This is a genomic window from Vibrio sp. L3-7 (genome assembly GCF_963898195.1).
In the GTDB taxonomy this organism is placed as follows: domain Bacteria; phylum Pseudomonadota; class Gammaproteobacteria; order Enterobacterales; family Vibrionaceae; genus Vibrio; species Vibrio echinoideorum.
Genome location: NZ_CAWQUW010000008.1, coordinates 77,943 through 96,042 on the forward strand (window position 1 = coordinate 77,943; position 18,100 = coordinate 96,042).

Annotated in this window: 14 protein-coding genes, 1 other RNA gene and 2 pseudogenes; 8 read left to right on the plus strand and 9 right to left on the minus strand. The window is 43.1% G+C overall.

Annotated features, from left to right (window positions below):
- Positions 1 to 6: 6 nt before the first annotated feature.
- The 3 genes and pseudogenes from AACW75_RS08030 to grpE form a co-directional block, all read right to left on the minus strand.
- Positions 7 to 1,043 (minus strand): annotated as a pseudogene (locus AACW75_RS08030) (polysaccharide lyase family 7 protein).
- Positions 1,044 to 1,320: 277 nt separating this feature from the next.
- Positions 1,321 to 2,595: a dicarboxylate/amino acid:cation symporter gene (locus tag AACW75_RS08035; protein ID WP_017074168.1), complete on the minus strand. Its 1,275-nt coding sequence runs from the start codon at positions 2,593 to 2,595 to the stop codon at positions 1,321 to 1,323.
- Positions 2,596 to 2,987: 392 nt separating this feature from the next.
- Positions 2,988 to 3,569, minus strand: a complete 582-nt coding sequence (grpE, locus tag AACW75_RS08040; protein ID WP_102552163.1) for a nucleotide exchange factor GrpE — start codon at positions 3,567 to 3,569, stop codon at positions 2,988 to 2,990.
- A gap of 143 nt (positions 3,570 to 3,712) precedes the next feature.
- Between grpE and nadK the strand changes: the two genes are divergently transcribed.
- The 3 genes from nadK (at position 3,713) to bamE (ending at position 7,103) form a co-directional block, all read left to right on the plus strand.
- On the plus strand, positions 3,713 to 4,597 hold the full coding sequence (gene nadK, locus AACW75_RS08045) for an NAD(+) kinase (protein WP_017074166.1): 885 nt from the start codon (positions 3,713 to 3,715) through the stop codon (positions 4,595 to 4,597).
- Positions 4,598 to 4,911: 314 nt separating this feature from the next.
- A complete protein-coding gene (gene recN / locus AACW75_RS08050; protein WP_017074165.1) occupies positions 4,912 to 6,576 on the plus strand; it encodes a DNA repair protein RecN in 1,665 nt (554 codons plus the stop codon).
- 167 nt (positions 6,577 to 6,743) lie between these two features.
- Entirely contained in the window at positions 6,744 to 7,103 is a 360-nt protein-coding gene (gene bamE / locus AACW75_RS08055) for an outer membrane protein assembly factor BamE (protein ID WP_029224935.1), read from the plus strand.
- Between the two features lie 213 nt (positions 7,104 to 7,316).
- Here bamE and AACW75_RS08060 read toward each other — a convergent pair whose 3' ends face one another.
- Together AACW75_RS08060 and AACW75_RS08065 are read right to left on the minus strand one after the other, a co-directional pair.
- The gene (locus tag AACW75_RS08060; RefSeq protein ID WP_004735158.1) at positions 7,317 to 7,628 is read right to left on the minus strand and encodes an RnfH family protein; all 312 of its coding nucleotides are present in this window, start codon (positions 7,626 to 7,628) and stop codon (positions 7,317 to 7,319) included.
- Between the two features lie 3 nt (positions 7,629 to 7,631).
- Complete coding sequence (locus AACW75_RS08065) at positions 7,632 to 8,060, minus strand: SRPBCC family protein (protein WP_017074163.1); 429 nt, start codon at positions 8,058 to 8,060, stop codon at positions 7,632 to 7,634.
- A gap of 119 nt (positions 8,061 to 8,179) precedes the next feature.
- Between AACW75_RS08065 and smpB the strand changes: the two genes are divergently transcribed.
- Both smpB and ssrA read left to right on the plus strand, forming a co-directional pair.
- Entirely contained in the window at positions 8,180 to 8,665 is a 486-nt protein-coding gene (gene smpB / locus AACW75_RS08070; RefSeq protein WP_029224934.1) for an SsrA-binding protein SmpB, read from the plus strand.
- A 66-nt stretch (positions 8,666 to 8,731) separates the two neighbouring features.
- Positions 8,732 to 9,098, plus strand: a transfer-messenger RNA (tmRNA) gene (gene ssrA, locus AACW75_RS08075).
- 197 nt (positions 9,099 to 9,295) lie between these two features.
- On the opposite strand, the gene AACW75_RS08080 is transcribed toward ssrA, so the two are convergent.
- The 4 genes and pseudogenes from AACW75_RS08080 to AACW75_RS08095 form a co-directional block, all read right to left on the minus strand.
- Entirely contained in the window at positions 9,296 to 11,176 is a 1,881-nt protein-coding gene (locus AACW75_RS08080) for an ATP-dependent zinc protease family protein (protein WP_145570586.1), read from the minus strand.
- 305 nt (positions 11,177 to 11,481) lie between these two features.
- Positions 11,482 to 12,309: a M15 family metallopeptidase gene (locus AACW75_RS08085; protein WP_145570584.1), complete on the minus strand. Its 828-nt coding sequence runs from the start codon at positions 12,307 to 12,309 to the stop codon at positions 11,482 to 11,484.
- An 82-nt stretch (positions 12,310 to 12,391) separates the two neighbouring features.
- Positions 12,392 to 13,119 (minus strand): annotated as a pseudogene (locus AACW75_RS08090) (DUF429 domain-containing protein).
- Positions 13,120 to 13,165: 46 nt separating this feature from the next.
- Positions 13,166 to 13,999 carry a YeeE/YedE thiosulfate transporter family protein gene (locus tag AACW75_RS08095; RefSeq protein ID WP_186437191.1) on the minus strand — a complete coding sequence of 278 codons (834 nt, stop codon included), beginning with the start codon at positions 13,997 to 13,999 and terminating at the stop codon, positions 13,166 to 13,168.
- 217 nt (positions 14,000 to 14,216) lie between these two features.
- On the opposite strand from AACW75_RS08095, the gene AACW75_RS08100 reads away from it, so the two are divergent.
- The 3 genes from AACW75_RS08100 (at position 14,217) to AACW75_RS08110 (ending at position 17,668) form a co-directional block, all read left to right on the plus strand.
- Entirely contained in the window at positions 14,217 to 15,155 is a 939-nt protein-coding gene (locus AACW75_RS08100; protein ID WP_145570580.1) for a hypothetical protein, read from the plus strand.
- 197 nt (positions 15,156 to 15,352) lie between these two features.
- On the plus strand, positions 15,353 to 16,120 hold the full coding sequence (locus AACW75_RS08105; protein WP_145570578.1) for a 1-acylglycerol-3-phosphate O-acyltransferase: 768 nt from the start codon (positions 15,353 to 15,355) through the stop codon (positions 16,118 to 16,120).
- 177 nt (positions 16,121 to 16,297) lie between these two features.
- Positions 16,298 to 17,668 carry an MBL fold metallo-hydrolase gene (locus AACW75_RS08110; RefSeq protein WP_145570576.1) on the plus strand — a complete coding sequence of 457 codons (1,371 nt, stop codon included), beginning with the start codon at positions 16,298 to 16,300 and terminating at the stop codon, positions 17,666 to 17,668.
- Positions 17,669 to 18,100: the final 432 nt, after the last annotated feature.

Genomic DNA, 18,100 nt, shown 5'->3' on the forward strand with positions numbered 1-18,100 from the left:
GCAATATTATTGATTGAGAATTAACTGGTAGAAGCTTGCTTGTGTGTAGTCACCCGCTTCCATACCACGCCATTCACATGCCGAGCTCGACTTCTTAGTGTTGCATTGGTTGTATGCACCCGCTTTGAAGTACATCCAATCTTGACCATAGCCAAGATCAACGTCGTGCCCCTGATATTTACCTTTCGCCAAATCAACATCATAGGTCTTCACAACGGGATCCGCTGAGTTTGGATTCTTAGTAAACGTTAAGTGCATGATGTTATCTTTAATATTTACATCATATGAAAACACTTCACCCAATTTAATGCCATCACTAGGATCAGAACTGCCCTTTTTCAAATTGTATTGACCAAATACGCATGGCGGATGTCTTTACGAAGTTTCTTACCGTTTTCGTCTTTCGCATTTTTCAGTTCTTTAGGCGGATTAAGTTCATAGTTCCACGTTAACGATCCATGTTCGTGCTCTGGTAATTTACGGTAAACAATTTTCAGAGGTTCATTGTCTGAGCCATGGATTTGACCAATAACGACTGAGAATGCGCCTGTTTTTTTATAGTTACCACTGGTGCTCACCTGATCAACAGAAAGCGTTGCTGTCATTTGCCCGCCGATAGAACCAAACTCTTCAGCATTTTTATGGCTTGAAATAGCAAAGTTATTACTCGGTGCAGAGTAGCTGTCAGATAGCATCGCTCTTAGCTCACTACGAGTGTTCTTGCTGTTCGGCGTTGTTGGTGCTTTATTCGGAGCCACGAAGACCATCGCTCCAGATTCTTTATCTGTATAGAACCATTCAGGGTGAGCGTAAGGGGTGTCTACATTCGACAATTCCTTCTTACCTATCTCTAGCGTTTTACCTTTTCTAGACCCTTCGGTAGTCAACTCAGGCAAGTTAATTTTCCACTTAGATAAGTCGAAGTTTTGCGCAGGGGCTTTTGTCGGATCAAGATTAAACTGTTGGCCGACATCGAGATTTGAAGCGAGAGTTGGAGTAGCGAAGAGAGCAGCCGTCAGTAAGCTAAGGTAAGACAACTTCATTATTTGGTTTCCTTTATATTGTCAGAATGTAGGTTCCCAAAAAGAATAAAATAATATTGTATTATTATTTGCGATCGAAGTTAAATATTGAAAACTGATGGTCGTTCCGGTTCAAATAAAGATAAACAATGAGACTTAACGCCAGCTCCTTCCTCTTTGATCCACTCACTCCTCTTTAACCAACTCATCCAATAGCACCAAAGCGCCGATCAGCAGACACAAAAAAGCCCCGCTCCAATTGGGCGAGGCTTCTAATTATCGAATTCTTAATTAAGAATTAAGCTTCTGCTTTCTTTAGCTCAGCTTCTTCGCTAGCTTCAACGCCGATTTCGTTTTCAGATTTCGCTACGATAGTGTTAACCGCAGTATCACCAACAACGTTAGAAGAAGTACAGAACATGTCACAGATACGGTCAACAGCAGCAACAATCGCTAGACCTTCTGGTGGCAAACCTAGTTGGTGTAATAGAACACCGACCATAACAACACCGCCACCAGGAACACCACCAGCACCGATAGACAGTAGCAAGATAGTTAGACCTAGAGTAAAGATGTCAGCAGTATTGATTGGCTGACCAAATGCGTTTGCGACGAACATAGTTGCTAGTGCGATGTAGATAGATACACCAGACATGTTCATTGTTGCACCTAGTGGTACACCGAAACCTGCCACTGACTTAGATACGTTCAGTTTGTCAGTTAAAGTACGCATTGTTACTGGAATTGTAGCGTTCGAACTTGCAGTCGATAGTGAGAAAAGGATTTGCTCACGAGTTGCACGTAGGAACTGCTTTGGAGAAATACCAGTGAATGAACCAACCATCATTGGGTAGAAGAAGAAAATCCAGAACACAAGCATTGCCACAACAAGCGCTACATAGCCAGCAACCGACATTAGCGTGTTTGCATCAAGTGTTGCACCTAGTTGGATCATCAGAGCAAATACACCGTATGGCGCAAGGCTCATTACTAGGCCGATAAGCTTCATCATGATTTCGTTAGCCATCTTGAATGTCTTGATAGCTGGGCCACCACGAGAATCAAGAGCTTGGATAGCAAGACCAGTCAGAATAGCCATGAAAATGATTTGTAGCATGTCGCCACTTGCAAATGCTTCTACAGGGTTGCTAGGAACGATGTTAACAACAAGAGAGAAGATATCTGGCGTTTCAGTTGTTGTAAGCGCAATTGTCTCAGAAACTGTACCCGCTAGATTCGCACCAGCACCCGGTTGGAAAATAAGACCAATCGTTAGAGCAGCAGAAATCGCGATGATGGTGTTAATAATGTAAAGACCAAAGGTTTTACCACCAAGACGACCAAATGAACGAATATCTTTTAGCTCAACGATACCGCAAACGATAGATACGTATACAAGAGGTACTACAAGCAACTTGATAAGTGATACGAACATACCACCAGCACCTTCAGCAGCGCCGAGTAGGTACGTATCAAAAATAGCAATGCCACTGAATAGGTACTGAATAGCAGTACCAATAATAAGGCCGGCAAACAAGCCTACAAAAATCTTACTTGAGAGCGATTTATCCATCGTTCTTCTCCAGTTTGTTGTGTTTAAAAATTGTACTTTTATAGTTATATATGCGACCAAAATCGCTATATTGCAGTGGATTTTACATACAAAGATAACAATTAAAAGCATTTATTTACAAAAACATTACAAGTGTGACATCAAAACATTTCCTCATTAACAACCAGTTTCATAATATAAAACTCTAAATCGTTGATCTGGATAAAATAAAAAGAACGATATTCTTAATGCGATTTTGATGACTATTTACGTAGACTCTCAAGTTACAGGCATAAAAAAAGAGAGGCATATGCCTCTCTTTTCATTTCACGTTAACCAGTGAATTATTTTGCCGCCGCTATTTTCTTACTTCACAATTGCAACAATCAACTGCTCAGCAAACGGCAACTCAATTACTTAGCAACCATTACCATTGCAGGGCGAATAACACGGCCGTTAAGCTCGTAGCCTTTCTGCATAACAAACATCACAGTATTTGACTCGTGGTCTGGGCTTTCTTGGATAGACATGGCTTGGTGGTATTCAGGATTGAATACTTCACCTTCAGGGTTGATCTCTGTAAGACCAAATTTAGCCACTGTGTCGACGAAAGTTTTGTGAGTTAGCTCAACACCTTCAAGAATCGGCTTAACCGCTTCGTTCTCAGCATCCGCAGCTTGTACTGCACGCTCTAGGTTATCGATAACAGGTAGTAGGCCTTCAGCGAATTTGTTTAGCGCGTATTTACGTGCTTTATCCACTTCTTGCTCAGTACGACGACGCATATTCTCAACTTCAGCCTTTGCGCGAAGAACAGAATCTTGCTGCTCTTTCACTTTAGACTCGCTAGAAAGCAGTGCAGCTTCTAGTTGAGCAATTTTTGATTCCTGCTCATCAGCCGCGTCTTCATTCAGTTCAGCTTCTTCAACTTTCTCAGCTTCAGCAATGATCTGATCTAGCTCTTCTTCGGTTACTTTGTTTTCTTCGTTGCTCATGATATCTCCAGAATTCGTTTTCAATGCAAGTGACTGGCGTATTTGCGCCTCAAATTGATATAAAACACTCGCATAGACGTTCAACTTGCCTTTATTATGGGGATGAAGAATTTTGATTCAAGCCTAATTCGTTTGGAAACCGTATGAAAAAGCCATTTGAAGTCATCGCCATTATTGGTAAACCTCGAGATCAGCAAGCAATTCAGACTCATAGAGAGATCTATCAGTGGTTAAGTACTGAGGGTTATCAAGTGTTTGTTGATGACAGACTCGCCACTATTTTAGACGATATCCCACAAGAACATTTTTCTAGCCTGATTGAATTGGGTAAACGTGCAGATCTCGCGATTGTAGTGGGTGGTGACGGAAATATGCTCGGTGCCGCTAGAATCTTGTCACGTTTCGATATTTCAGTCATTGGTGTTAACCGAGGTAACCTTGGCTTTCTAACCGATCTCAACCCTGAAAACTTCCAGAGCGCGCTTACTGATGTGCTAAAGGGAGAGTTCATGGAAGAAGAGCGATTCTTACTTGAAACTGAAATTCACCGTCATGGCCAAATAAAAAGCCACAATGCGGCACTTAACGAAGCCGTACTTCACCCCGGCCAAGTCGCACGCATGATCGAGTTTGAAGTGTATATCGATGACAGCTTTGCCTTCTCACAACGTTCTGATGGTTTGATCGTTTCAACCCCGACGGGTTCAACCGCCTATTCACTTTCTGGTGGTGGCCCTATTCTGTCATCAAGCCTCAATGCAATATCATTAGTGCCAATGTTTCCGCATACCCTTTCAAGCCGCCCACTAGTGGTTGATGGAAAGCGTCGCATCAAGCTTATCGTATCACCGGATAATCGCGGAACTCAGGAAGTAAGCTGTGATGGCCAAATCTCACTGCCCGTTTCCCCTGGCGATGAGATCCATATTTATCAAAGCCCGAATGTGCTCAAGCTGATCCACCCTAAAGACTACAACTACTATCATGTCTTACGTAACAAGTTAGGTTGGTCGAGTAAGCTGTTCTAACGAATAAACAGTTCTAAGAAAATAGTCTGTTCAAAGCCAACAACAAACCATTTTGAAAGGTTGACGACGTTCGTCAGCCTTTTTTATTGCCCGTAGAAACCTCGTCGGCCCTTATATTCCGGACACACTCCGTACCGTCACTCTCAAGAGGGAGGAGCGACTGAGTTGGGAATCTATAGTAGTTTCAGAGCCCTACGAACAGCATCAATTCTGAGAGCTGTCACAAAAAATTTTCACCTGTCGACTTTACTGTATAAAGAAACAGTATATACTGGGCTTATATACAGTATTGTTCAGTTATACAGGTAAATAAAATGCTGGCTCATTTAAGTGTTAATAATTTCGCTATTGTTAAGTCTTTACAGCTAGAACTCTCTAAAGGCATGACAACAATCACCGGTGAAACTGGTGCAGGTAAATCTATCGCTATCGATGCTTTAGGTTTATGTCTTGGAGGAAGATCCGATGCAGGAATGGTAAGACAAGGTGAAGATAAAACCGAAGTCAGTGCGGCTTTTTTACTTGAGAACAATCTGCATGCAACCCGCTGGTTAGAAGACAATGAACTACTTGATGGCGGTGAATGCATCCTACGTAGAACTATCTCTAAAGAAGGTCGCTCTCGTGCATTCATCAACGGTAGCCCCGTTCCTCTTTCACAATTGAAATCGCTAGGTCAGTTGTTGATCAACATTCATGGCCAACACGCGCACCATCAGTTAATGAAAAGCGACTATCAAATGGTGATGCTTGATCAATACGCTGGTCATTTGAACCTTTTGAAATCAACACGTAATGCTTACCAAGCATGGCGACAAGCAGATAATCACTTAAAAGAGTTACGTGAAAATAGCCAGCAAAACCAGGCTCAAAAACAGCTCCTTGAATATCAAATCAAAGAGTTAAATGAGCTGTCTATTGGAGAGGAAGAATATGAAGACCTCGAACAAGAGCATAAGCGCCTCTCCAATAGCGGAGAATTGGCCTCAACCTGCCAGCAGGCTATCGAGCTTATTTTTGAAGGCGAAGAAGTTAATGCGCTTAGTATTCTGCAATCGGCCAATCACTCCCTAATTCAATTAGCAGAGCTTGATGAACGGTTAGTTGATCTGCCTAACCTACTCTCTGAAGCCATCATTCAGATTGAAGAGACCAACAATGAACTCAGAACCTATCTAGACAGCATTGATGTCGATCCAGGCCGCATGGTTTACGTTGAAGAACGCTTCTCAAAAGTGATGTCGATGTCTCGTAAACATCACGTGTTGCCAGAAGATCTGTATAAACACCACCAAGATTTATTACAGCAAGTCGAAGCGCTTGATTGCTCAGATGAAAAATTGGATGAGTTAGAAAACGACGTCGAGAATCAATATCAGTCGTTCGTGACTAAGTCAGATAAACTTCATAAGTCACGAACTCGTTACGCGAAAGAGCTCAATAAGCTGATTACTCAGAGCATGCACGAACTCAGTATGGAAAAAGCGCAGTTTGCCATTGAAGTAAACAACACCAACACGCACCCATCGCCATTGGGTATGGATAACGTGACCTTCATTGTTTCAACTAACCCGGGCCAACCGATGCAGCCAATTGCTAAAGTAGCCTCCGGTGGTGAACTTTCACGTATTTCATTAGCGATTCAGGTGATCACTGCGCAAAAAGTAGATACACCAAGTCTAATTTTCGATGAAGTCGATGTAGGTATCAGTGGGCCAACCGCTGCCGTGGTCGGAAAAATGCTGCGTACGCTGGGAGAATCTACCCAAGTGATGTGTGTGACTCACTTACCTCAAGTGGCTGGTTGCGGGCACCAACAACTGTTCGTTGCGAAGAACACAAAATCAGGCAAAACAGAAACGCAAATGCATACATTGGATGACCAACAACGTATTTCAGAGCTTGCTCGCCTACTCGGTGGTAGCCAGATTACAGAGTCGACATTAGCCAACGCAAAAGAATTATTAATCGCAGCTTAAGTTAAACATTCAGCAAATTTCTGATAAATTACCGAAAATTCTTGGCAATTTTGCAACTTAATTCAAAATTGCCAGTCATAACAAGCTCAAAGCGCAAGGAGCTTTTTACTTCTTGCTGGAGCTTGTTTATTATCAGGCAGTATTTTAGCGAAGAAAGATCTCAGACTATGCGAATTAAAAAGTGGTTAGTTGCAGTTCCACTTGCACTAACAATGTTGACCGGTTGCTCTCTACTAGAGAAGTTGGTTTATCGAATTGACATCAATCAGGGTAACTATGTTGAACAAGAAGCTGTCGACCAGCTGAAGTTTGGCATGACAAAAACACAAGTTCGTTACGTTATGGGCTCACCTATGCTTATCGAAAATGGCTACCCAGATACGTGGTACTACATTTACCTCCACACAAAAGGCCATGAAGACTCGATTCAAAAAAATCTTGTTGTTAACTTTGATGCGACTGGCACCTTAGTAACGATCAATGGTGACTTTGAAGCCAGTGATGAGTTCTTCGAAAGCCTTCGCTAGCTTTCAACCAACGAAGCTTTCCCGTCGACAAAGCTATCAGCCGATAAAGTTATCAGTCGACGAAACTATCAGTCGACAAAGTATGAATCGCAAAAGCCTGCTCATGAGCAGGCTTTTTAATATCCGTTAACAAATTAATTTTCATCGAACTAACCAGCAGGTACAAAAAAGCTCGCCAATGCGAGCTTCTTTATCATTCAAATTTGTTTGGTATTACGATTTAGCAGCCGCCGCTTTTGCTTGCTCTGCACGCTTACGTCGAATCTCTTTTGGATCGGCCAGTAGCGCTCGATAGATTTCGATACGATCTTTATCTCGAACGGTTGCATCCAACTTAACGTTGCGGCTGAATACACCCACTTTATTTTTCGCTAAGTCGATCTCTGGATACAATTCTAAAACACCCGACTGCGCAATAATCTCTTCAACGGTCGCGTTCTTATTCACCACCAAGGTAAATACACGCTGCTCATGTGGAAGCGCAAACACAACTTCTACGTGGATCATATCGGATTCAATAGTCATGGCTTAGTAAACCTGTTTAGCTCGTTGAGTAAAAGCACTGACCATATTGCTCGTCAGCTCATTGAAAATCTTACCAAATGCCATTTCTATCATTCGACTAGAAAATTCAAACTCTAGTTTAAGCTCGACCTTACAAGCTTGGTCGTCTAGTGGAGTGAAATACCAACCACCCTGCAGCTTTTTGAACGGACCGTCCACCAGCTCCATTAAGATCTCAGCACCATCTGCCATTCGATTTGACGTAGTAAATGTTTTGCTGATACCAGCTTTAGAGACATCAACCGAAGCCACCATCGCAGAATCTGAAGATTCGATCACACGAGAACCAGAACATCCTGGCAAAAACTCAGGATAACGAGCAACATCATTGACCAAGCTGAACATCTGGTCGGCACTAAAAGACACTAATGCTGAACGAGTAACCTTTGGCATATAGACTCCTGTTAAAGACAGCGTTACATTAACACAAACTGCAATTTTAATTGTATTGGGCCAGAGCGCAAATAAAAAGGATTCCCCATCTAGGGCGCATTCCGTATAATGAGGCCATTATGGCAAAGAATAAATCAAAATCAAAAGCCGGTAGTAATACCATTGCGCTTAATAAGAAAGCTCGCCACGAATATTTCATCGATGATGAGATAGAAGCGGGGCTTGAGCTACAAGGCTGGGAAGTAAAATCCCTACGTGAAGGCAAAACCAATATCGCAGAAAGCTACGTATACATCAGAGATGGCGAAGCATTCATCAGTGGTATGACGATTACTCCGCTAACTCAAGCGAGTACTCATATCGTGGCGAACCCAACACGTATTCGTAAACTATTAATGTCGAGAAAAGAGCTCGACAACCTTATCGGTCGTATTAACCGTGAAGGCATGACACTTGTCGCAACCGCGCTTTACTGGTCTCGTTCTTGGGCTAAGGTAAAAGTAGGCGTAGCGAAAGGTAAAAAGCTGCACGATAAACGTACTGATATGAAAGAAAAAGATTGGGCGAGAGATAAAGCACGAATTATGAAGAGTAATTTGCGTTAATTTTAAGCACTTAAACGCACAGTGCTAGACAGGCTAAGCTTTTCTGGTACTATGCAAATAACACTTGGGGCTGATTTAGGATTCGACAGGAATTTTGAAGTCTGAGGTGCATGCCGTGGGGCGGTTGGCCACGTTAAAAGCCGCAAAAAAATAGTCGCAAACGACGAAAACTACGCACTAGCAGCTTAATAACCTGCTCAGAGCTCTCTTACCCTAGCTTCCGCTCGTAAGACGGGGACCAATAAGAGATCAAACCCAAACTAGCTAGCGCGGATTCTCCCACCTGAGAGGAAAAGCGCGAATAACAATTCAGGTTAGCCTTTAACTAGCGTGTCGGTTCGCAGGTTGCTGGTGAAATTAAAGATCGACTAAGCATGTAGTACCAATGATGAATGATTTTTGGACGCGGGTTCAACTCCCGCCAGCTCCACCAAACGTTTGGAAAGGGCCAACTCGAAAGAGTTGGCCCTTTTTTTTGCCTAAACATTAGGTACTTAAAATCATAAATCGACCCAATCCATTGATATTAAAACAAATATAGAATTAATAAAAAACCACACACTCCAACGTAGAAGTATGTGGTCATTTAAAATAGTTCTATTGCAAACCTAAACGAGATCGATTTAGAGGTTAATCCATATCACCCAACAAGTAATCTTCATCGCTGCTCACTACTGCACCGTGCTTTAAGAAGTTCTTACCTAGGATCATGCTGTATTCAAAGCGAGAGCGATCTTGAAGATTTACCCTTACCTCTTTCTCTAAGTCACCTAACTTAACCTTCATTTCGACGACAGGGCGAATGTTCACCTTCTCGCCTTTCTTGGCTTTAATGCGCATGACATCAATCACTGGCTTGGTGAACTCTTGCTTATCGCCTTGGTTGTTTTGGTAGGTAAAACTCACCATGTCTTGGCCATCTTTCTTAAATCGCTTGATATTGACTGCATTCATTGAGCTGACATCCGCGCCAGTGTCTAGCTTGGCAGGGAATTTCATACCGTTCACTTCAACAACTTCTATATGCCCTACTTTAAACAAAGGCTCCGATTTCAAAAGATAGTCAGAACGAGTATTCACATATACCCCATCTTTCGCCATCTTCTTACCTAAGACGAAGTAAGCCTCTTTTTCATTAGTGTTCAACACGTCGATAGCAAACTCTTGTTGGCGAACTTTACCAGCGCCTAAAAACTCACCACTAACAACTGGGCGAACATCTTCACCGACTCGAAGCTTTTTAATTACTTTCTTAATGACTTTCTGTTGTTCACCATTCGCATCAATAAGGAAAAATTCAACGGACGTATCTTTGCCCTTTCCTGTCATTTCAAAACTATCAACCTTTAGCAAAGGCGTGTTTACGGTGAATGAGGCAACTGCCTTCATAGGGAAACCATCTAAGGTGATACCTTCCTCCGGTGAGATAATCAACGGCTCACTCTTTTTCGCAACCTCGCTGAAACTCTCAGAACCTTTAGAGAGAATATTTTCAGCGTTGGTATCAATCATGAAAAGTTCGCTAGCGGTGCTCGTTCCAAACCTCAACTGTGACGCACTGCTAGAACGGTCACGTAAGTAAACTAGAACATCTCGTGTTGTGTTTTCATCGAGTTGGACGGGCACATACACTAAAGGTCTCTTCTTACCGCCCACACTCAACATACGAACTAATGGCAGTGTCATCTCTTTTTGCTTGCCGTCATTGTCGACCATATCAAACGTGACTTCGCTGTTTTTCTTGTCAACATCGATATTTTTTGAATGCAAAATGCTGTAACGATTCTTTAAAGAGAAGGTCGCATTCATTGCCATTCCCGAGATAGACACTACCTCTTTTCGACCTACTACTGTCGCGTTTTCCTGCTCTTGCAAGTAGTCATAGCCCGCAAACACTAAAGCGTTATCAGCAAGAAAGGTTTTGCCAATCAGCACTGGTGCTGAAAAATGGCTTCTGTCGGTAAGGTTAACGTCTGTTTTTAATTCTTGATCCGCAATGGTGAGTGACATTTTTACGGTGGGACGAAGTAAAGGTGTGCTGCTGGTGCGGCTACGTATCATGCTGACACGCTCTAAAGGCGCTTCGATTAATACCATATCTCCCGTGCGCGGATTTTGAACTTTAAAAGACACCACAGCTTCATATTTCGCAAAGGTACTGCCATTCCAATCATCGTAATCAACATCGGAATTGTTCAACAGGTCTTCGGTTAATGCCGCCATCAGCTCTTTGTCTTTAAGATTCTTGTAATCGGCATTTGTACTCTTCACATGAATGTCTTCAGCGTGCATAGAGGTGGTTTCTGCACCAGTATCGATTTTACCAATGAAAGGAACGTCTTTTAGCCCTTGAACGCTAGATAGGTACACGTTCTCTGTACGGCCTAATACCGCCTTACCATCGAGTTCGTAAGTAGGGTTTTGCGTGGTAGGTGAAGTATCAGTAGCCAAAGCATATTGTGAAAAAAGTAGCGTACTTAGAAGAGTTAGAGCCAAAGGTATCTTTTTCATTAGTTGGTCCGTTGTGATCAGTTCACTAATAATACTGGCGTTTCGGCGAAGAGTTCCCCTACCAGTACAGGTTCTCACATAACGTTAACGCTATGAGTTTTTCAATGACAAACCGATGACTTTGCAGAGCATTACCTTGTCGATTATTGACTAATGGATACCCAATAACCTTTTCAATGCTTGATGTTACATTGGAGAAATGAATATAAAAAAGGCCAACGACATACGTTGACCTTAGCTATTCGAAACACACCTTAAGCAGGCTTAACTTGCTAAAACACAAACGGTTCTAGATAAACATAGCACTAAAAAGTCCCGACTGTTTTCTTTGCACAGATAGCTCGAGCTTTTTCTGCATCCTCACCTTTATTTTTTGAATAACTTTTATTCTTATTAAAACATTGGCGATAAGATTCGATGTAACGCTCAAATAGCACTTTAGCTTCAGATTGCGGTTTAGAAAGCAGTTGGTTAACGAATTTTTTTGAGCCGACCTCAAAATGCTGAGTATCGATTGGGCTATTCCAATCCCCTCCCCAGATCATAAATCCGTGATGGGCGAAAAGCTCAACCACATCTTCTGCCATGCCTCTTCGTTCAATTTCATCTCTTGCACGAAAGCGAGTACGATTCACATAGCTTGTCGCAGATTGTGAAGGCTTTACCGTGATTTTTCCGTGGCTATCGAACTCTAAGAAAGGGTTTTGAACTGGGTTGATGTCTATCGCCACACCATAGGCATGTTTCGACCAACCCCCTCCGCCAGTAATAGGACGAGCGTTAAACGCACTGCTGTTGTTCGCGTCCATTGAGGCGTTATCGTCACCTTTGAATTCACGCATTAAGCGAGCAGAATGAAGAGGGAAAGTGCGCTGTTTAAGCTCTGAAAAGATTTGTTCAACAGCAGGCGCAATAACATCAAGCACGATCATATTGCCCTGTTGCATTTCCCCTTTGAAATTAATGAAATCGAAATCCACTTTGGATAGTCGCTCACAACCAACAGGCGCACCATTACTCAAAACATTGTTCTTTTTCATCATGTCGCATTGCCATTGAGATATAGGGGCAACTTGAGCATAACTCACTGCACTGAGCAAAGTGGCCAGACAGCCGACAATAAAACGTTTCATATCAAAGACTCAAAAATAGTAAGAGTGAAAAGTAGCAGAAGTTGGAAAGTAACATATTAAGCCAAGTTGAGCGCACGCTTTGTTAGCGCGTTTTGTCCCAATAAACAATCTCTCGAACTCGACCATTCTGATCCTTATCAACTTCTCCACCAACATCAGAAGGCTCTGGTAAGGTCGATAATTGCGGAGCGTAATAGGCAACCAACATAAGTACGAACGCATCGTAAATATCGTCTATCGCGACGTCTTTACGCTTGGTATTTGAAATGGCCAACGACAAGCCGTCACACCATTGGGGGGCGAGTTGCTGAATAATAGAAAGCCGTTCCTCTTTGCCTTCTTGTGTTCGTTTGGAAAACGTCGCGGTTCACCTTTCAAAGCTGCAAACACCACCTCAGGATGTGATTCCCTGATAGAAAGATTGGGATGAGTTTCAATGAGCTCATCAAGCTCACGGATCTTAGGCACAATTCCCCAAGTCTGTTTAGAAAACTTCTTATCAAGCTTCTCCACATTGGCATCACACGCTGCAATATAATCAGTTTGGTAAACCGCCTCACGACACGGTACCGGAAACACTGAAGAACCACGCTTGCTGGTGAGAAAACGCCTTGCTGCTTTGTCGCATAATCTATCCGGAGTCTGTGAATCGCTAAAACCAATTGGCATATCGATTAACGTCGTCGAACCTGCAAGTTCATCAACCAACTCATCGAGCGTGTTTACCACTTTATACGCTGGCACCGCGTTATCAGAGACAATCCAAGCGATCCAACCCGCCTTGCAGCCATCAATTCCGATGTATTTCATTGTGTTCTCAAATTACGAGCTCATGTTATTTACGTACTGTCTCTAACTATCGGCTTTGAATCAACTTAACTCCGGTGTATATGCCCACAATAATACTCAACACAGAAAAAACACCCGCCAACGACAGCACAGGCATCGCCACTAACAGCTGAGTATCGTTCCCGCCACCAGCCATTACTGCTCCAAACCCCATAAGTACACCAGCAACCAAATGTTTGCCCAATCGACGTATAGAGCTCAACCTCAAAGAAAAAGACCCAGTAAATAACGCGGCGCTGACCATGCCAACCAATAGCATGGCCATTAATATAAAACGCTCGCTGCTTGGCCAATCTTCAACTTTTCCATGCCAGAGTGAAGTACCCATTGATTTCAATAACCCACTTGGCGTCCAATGCGGTTCATACAAGAAAACAAAGCCCGCCATTAACCCAATCCCTAACATTGAGAACCATAACTTGCGATTTATCGCATTCATGAAGTAGCAACTCACCACAATAATGAACGAAATGATCCCAAGGAATGTATATCGGGAAAAATCAGATAATACCAACCGAGCCCCTTTTAACTCCGTAGGCAACACTGGAGCAAACAACAACCATGCGATGAACCACCCTAATATGGTCGCCAACATAACCACTTCACCACGAGCTAAGCGGCTCACCGTAGAGACGCCACAACCACTATTAATTGCCGCTCCAATACCAAATAGAAAACCACCAAACAGGGAAAACAGACTCGGCCAAAACGCAGAAGATAACGATCGCCCTTCCACTGCCGATCCTAATGCCATAAACACCCAAGCCAATGAGCCACTAAACACAATCGCGACAATCAACATTGGTGATCCGTTTGTCGCCTCTTTAACTCCCCGAACCATACAAAGGCCGGTAGTTTGGGCGAGATATCCCACCAGAAAAATGCAGAGCAAAGCGAGAGTAAACAGCATATACAGCCTCCGAATTGCGTTGATTTTATTATTGTCGTTGGTTAAATATAGTCAGAAGCCCCAATAACAGCGTGCAAGGACAAGCCTGAACAGGGATAATTGTTTTGATAATTAAACCAACCTCAAGCACCCAGCCGATAAAAAACTAATGACCACATACTCACACATAGACATCCCATTTAACCTGCGCCACACCTGTTGGTTTTGTGGTGAACCTTCCAATGACGTTGTTGAATTCCCTAAGACTGCACAGGCTATCGCCAAAATAGACCATTCACCAATTGCACTGCCAGCTTGTAAGGAGTGCGCAAATGTTAAGTATGCAAAGGATCTAACTTCGATTTGGGCTGTGCGCGATCAGATAAAACACGCACTCATCGATAAGTACGCAAAGCACTTAGGGATTGGTGAAAATTGGACGGAACAAGAGCTTATTGATTCTGACTTTTCAGGTTCGACACTTGGCGGGTTTGGGCGCAGTGCTTGGAAGATGTATCAAATAGCCAAGCAACGAATAGACTATAAAGGTTGGCCTTTGTCGGTTGATGACATTGTAATCGAGGCCTACGACGAAACCAGTGGCTTTGAATTTGACGGTACTCGTTATGCTTCAATCAATTCGTGTATCGATTATTTCACTAAGGCTGCGGGCGTAGACAAAGAGCTGCTATCGCAACTTGTCGACATAGTTTCAACAGACCGTTTTAGCTACGCACTGCGAATCGCCAAGCTGAACAAGAATGTCTCTAATACCAAACGCTTAGAGATCATCGAAGAGGTGTTACAGCAAGAGTCTGAACAAGAAGAGATACAGCTGGAGCAAGCCAACTCACTGTTCAACCCAAATGTCGAAGAGGTCAGCATTTCAGGTTCGACGGCTCCGGTGTTCGCTATTCAATGGGCAATGATGAATAACGTTAAAGATTTAGCTCACCTTTGTTCACTCGAAGATGATTATTTTGACTATTTCGAACATCTTGGTGGCCCTGCGGCTTTCATGTCTTATAACGGCTTACAGCTCTATTTAGAGTCGCGTCAAGATCCTGAATGGGTAGAAAAGTCGGATCCAAATAAACAGTATTGGTGAACATGCCTCGCTACTGGTGAACACGTGTAAGCTCGATGATCGTGTCAAACACCCATTGTTAGTCCTTGTTTTATATAAAGATCTAAAAACAGAACCCTATAACAGTTAATTGTTGCAATTCGGTTAAATAGAGTGAAAACTTCAAGCATCTAAAACTATTTAATCACTGCAATCTTGCGGTGAGTAAGGAGTGAATTGTGCTTGCTGTTCTTCGTATAATTTTGGCTACGGTGTTTATTATTTTCACCACCCTCTGTGCTTTTGTTTACTGCTTGTTTAGCCCCAAGAATCCCAAGCATGTGTACGTTTTCTGTCGTTGGTTCAACCAGCTACAAAAGATCGTCGGTGTAAAACTGGTGCAGCGCGGCCTAGACAATGCGCCAACGTCAGAAAAAAGCGTCTACATATCTAACCACCAAAGCATATTAGACTTTGTGACTGACCCAGGGATGCTAAGGCCTCGTACCGTTTCTTTAGGTAAGCGTGATTTGTTGTATGTGCCTTTCTTTGGTCTGCTGTATTGGATCACCGGTAACATCATGATTAACCGTGAAGACAAGTCCAAAGCACGCGATACGATCAAGCAAGTGGCAGAAGCGATTCATCAGCGAGATCTGTCTGTTTGGGTTTACCCTGAAGGAACGCGCAGTAAAGGGCGTGGACTACTGCCATTCAAAACGGGCGCTTTTCGGATGGCTATTGAAGCCGGCGTGCCTATCACTCCGATGTGTACCAGCACCACACACAATAAGATTGACCTCAACCGAGTTAATAACGGCATTGTGATAACCGAGATGCTTGAACCTATCGATGTGTCTGGATACAAGCTCAGCGATGCAAGAGAGCTGGCCAATCGCTGTCACACAATCATGGCAGAAAAAATAGCAGAGCTTGATGACGAAGTAGCTCGTTTAGAGGCGCAACAAAATCCAGAGTTGGATTCAGACCGTTCTTCTGCGCGTTAATAAGGTAGCCACAGAGGGAACAGGAGCTAACTCGCAACGAATACACTGAGTCATCGCTCAGTTACTTAAAAAGACACTCAACGATCGCAACTCTCATTGTTCTTGTTTTACATGCCGGCGCTTATCCGCAAAATAAAAACAGGCGTTAATGGCTTTATAGATCAATGGGAGTAAACGATGGAAGTGATTCACCATGGTGGCAAACATACCGTCACAGGATCTTGTCACGAATTAAGAGATTCAGGCCAAGCGGTGCTCATCGATTGTGGCCTTTTTCAAGGTTCAGATCTTCAAGGCAAAAAGCTTCAAGGTTCGGACGCACGTCCTCTTAATATTGAATTTGAAACTTCCCACCTTAACGCTCTGCTGCTGACCCATACTCACATTGATCATATTGGCCGATTACCTTGGTTACTCGCCAGTGGATTTAACCAGCCAATTTATTGTACGCAAGCCACCGCCGAACTCGCTCCTTTAATGATTGAGGATGGGTTAAAACTACAAGGGCTCAGCAATAAACAATCGAAGCTGATACTCAAAAAGATTCATTCGTTGATAGCCCCCAAGCCTTACGGGGAATGGTTTTCCATCACGTCCACACAGCAAAACAACGGAAAGGGCCACCATAGGCCAAATAGTCTGTATGCCCGTTTTCAACCTGCGGGGCATATCTTAGGTTCGGCCTATATAGAGATTAAGTTACCAAGCCAAGAGGTCGTAGTCTTCTCTGGCGACTTGGGCCCAACTAACACACCACTTCTGCCCGATCCTCTGCCACCACAACAAGCCGATTACCTATTTATCGAATCAACTTACGGCACCAGTACACATGACGATATTGCAACGCGATCGGAGCGCTTGAAGGCGATCATTGATCGTTCGCTGCTTGATGGTGGCGTTATTTTAATTCCGGCTTTTAGTATCGGTAGAACGCAGGAGCTGTTGTTTGATATCGAACACCTGATCTTTGAGCATCAACTCAGCAGCGATATTCCTATCATCCTCGATTCACCTATGGCAGAAAAGGTGACGCGATCCTACCGACGCTTTAAAGACTTATGGGGGCAAGAAGCCAAGCAGCGCCTAGAGCTGAAACGCCACCCACTCGCTTTTGAGCAATGCATTACCGTTGATGGACATAGAATGCACAAGAAAATCGTTAATCGCCTTAAGTCGACAGGTGAACCCGCAATTGTGGTCGCAGCTTCTGGAATGTGTCAGGGCGGCAGGATAATGAACTACTTATCCGCCTTGCTTCCCGATAAACGAACCGATGTGATTTTAGCGGGCTATCAAGCACACGGAACGCTCGGACGAGAGCTGCAACAAGGCGAAATGCAGGTTTCTATTGATAACAAAGACGTTGAGGTCAATGCTCAAATTCATGGCATGTCTGGCTATTCTGCTCATGCAGATAAAGAGGACCTCAATCGATTTATAGAAGGAATAGCCGTTCCGCCAAAAGAGGTGCATTTAATCCACGGCGAGCCCAATACTCAGTCTTACTTTGCTCAAGAATTGGTTAAAAAAGGATTTACGGTCGTTTAAAACAGGTGATTAATTCGTAGCTTATGATTACGAAAATCCTTGCAAAAATCTTTAAAACCACTACTGACACTTTACACAATACAGCACCTTAAACCTGCCTACTTTCACTATATTGGTGATATATTCTTGCTTACTCAGCGCTCTCATGGCTTATCAGTCGTTAGTGCTGAACGGCGTTTCCGCTCATTTTTCTTCTATTCTCCCTTCTGTCGCACATTGCAAGTTTCGAACCTTTGTCTTAATCACTATTTATTCACTTGATGAAGCACAACCAAATAGTACTAGTTGCATATAAATCCAAATAAGACAATTACCGAATTAGAACTAAGCGTTAACAAACCCCCTCTGTAACTTGCTTTATGTCACAGTAATCCTAATGCGCAGTTAAATAATTTAACACTTGGGTTACAAGTGAAGTATTGTGTTGTTCGA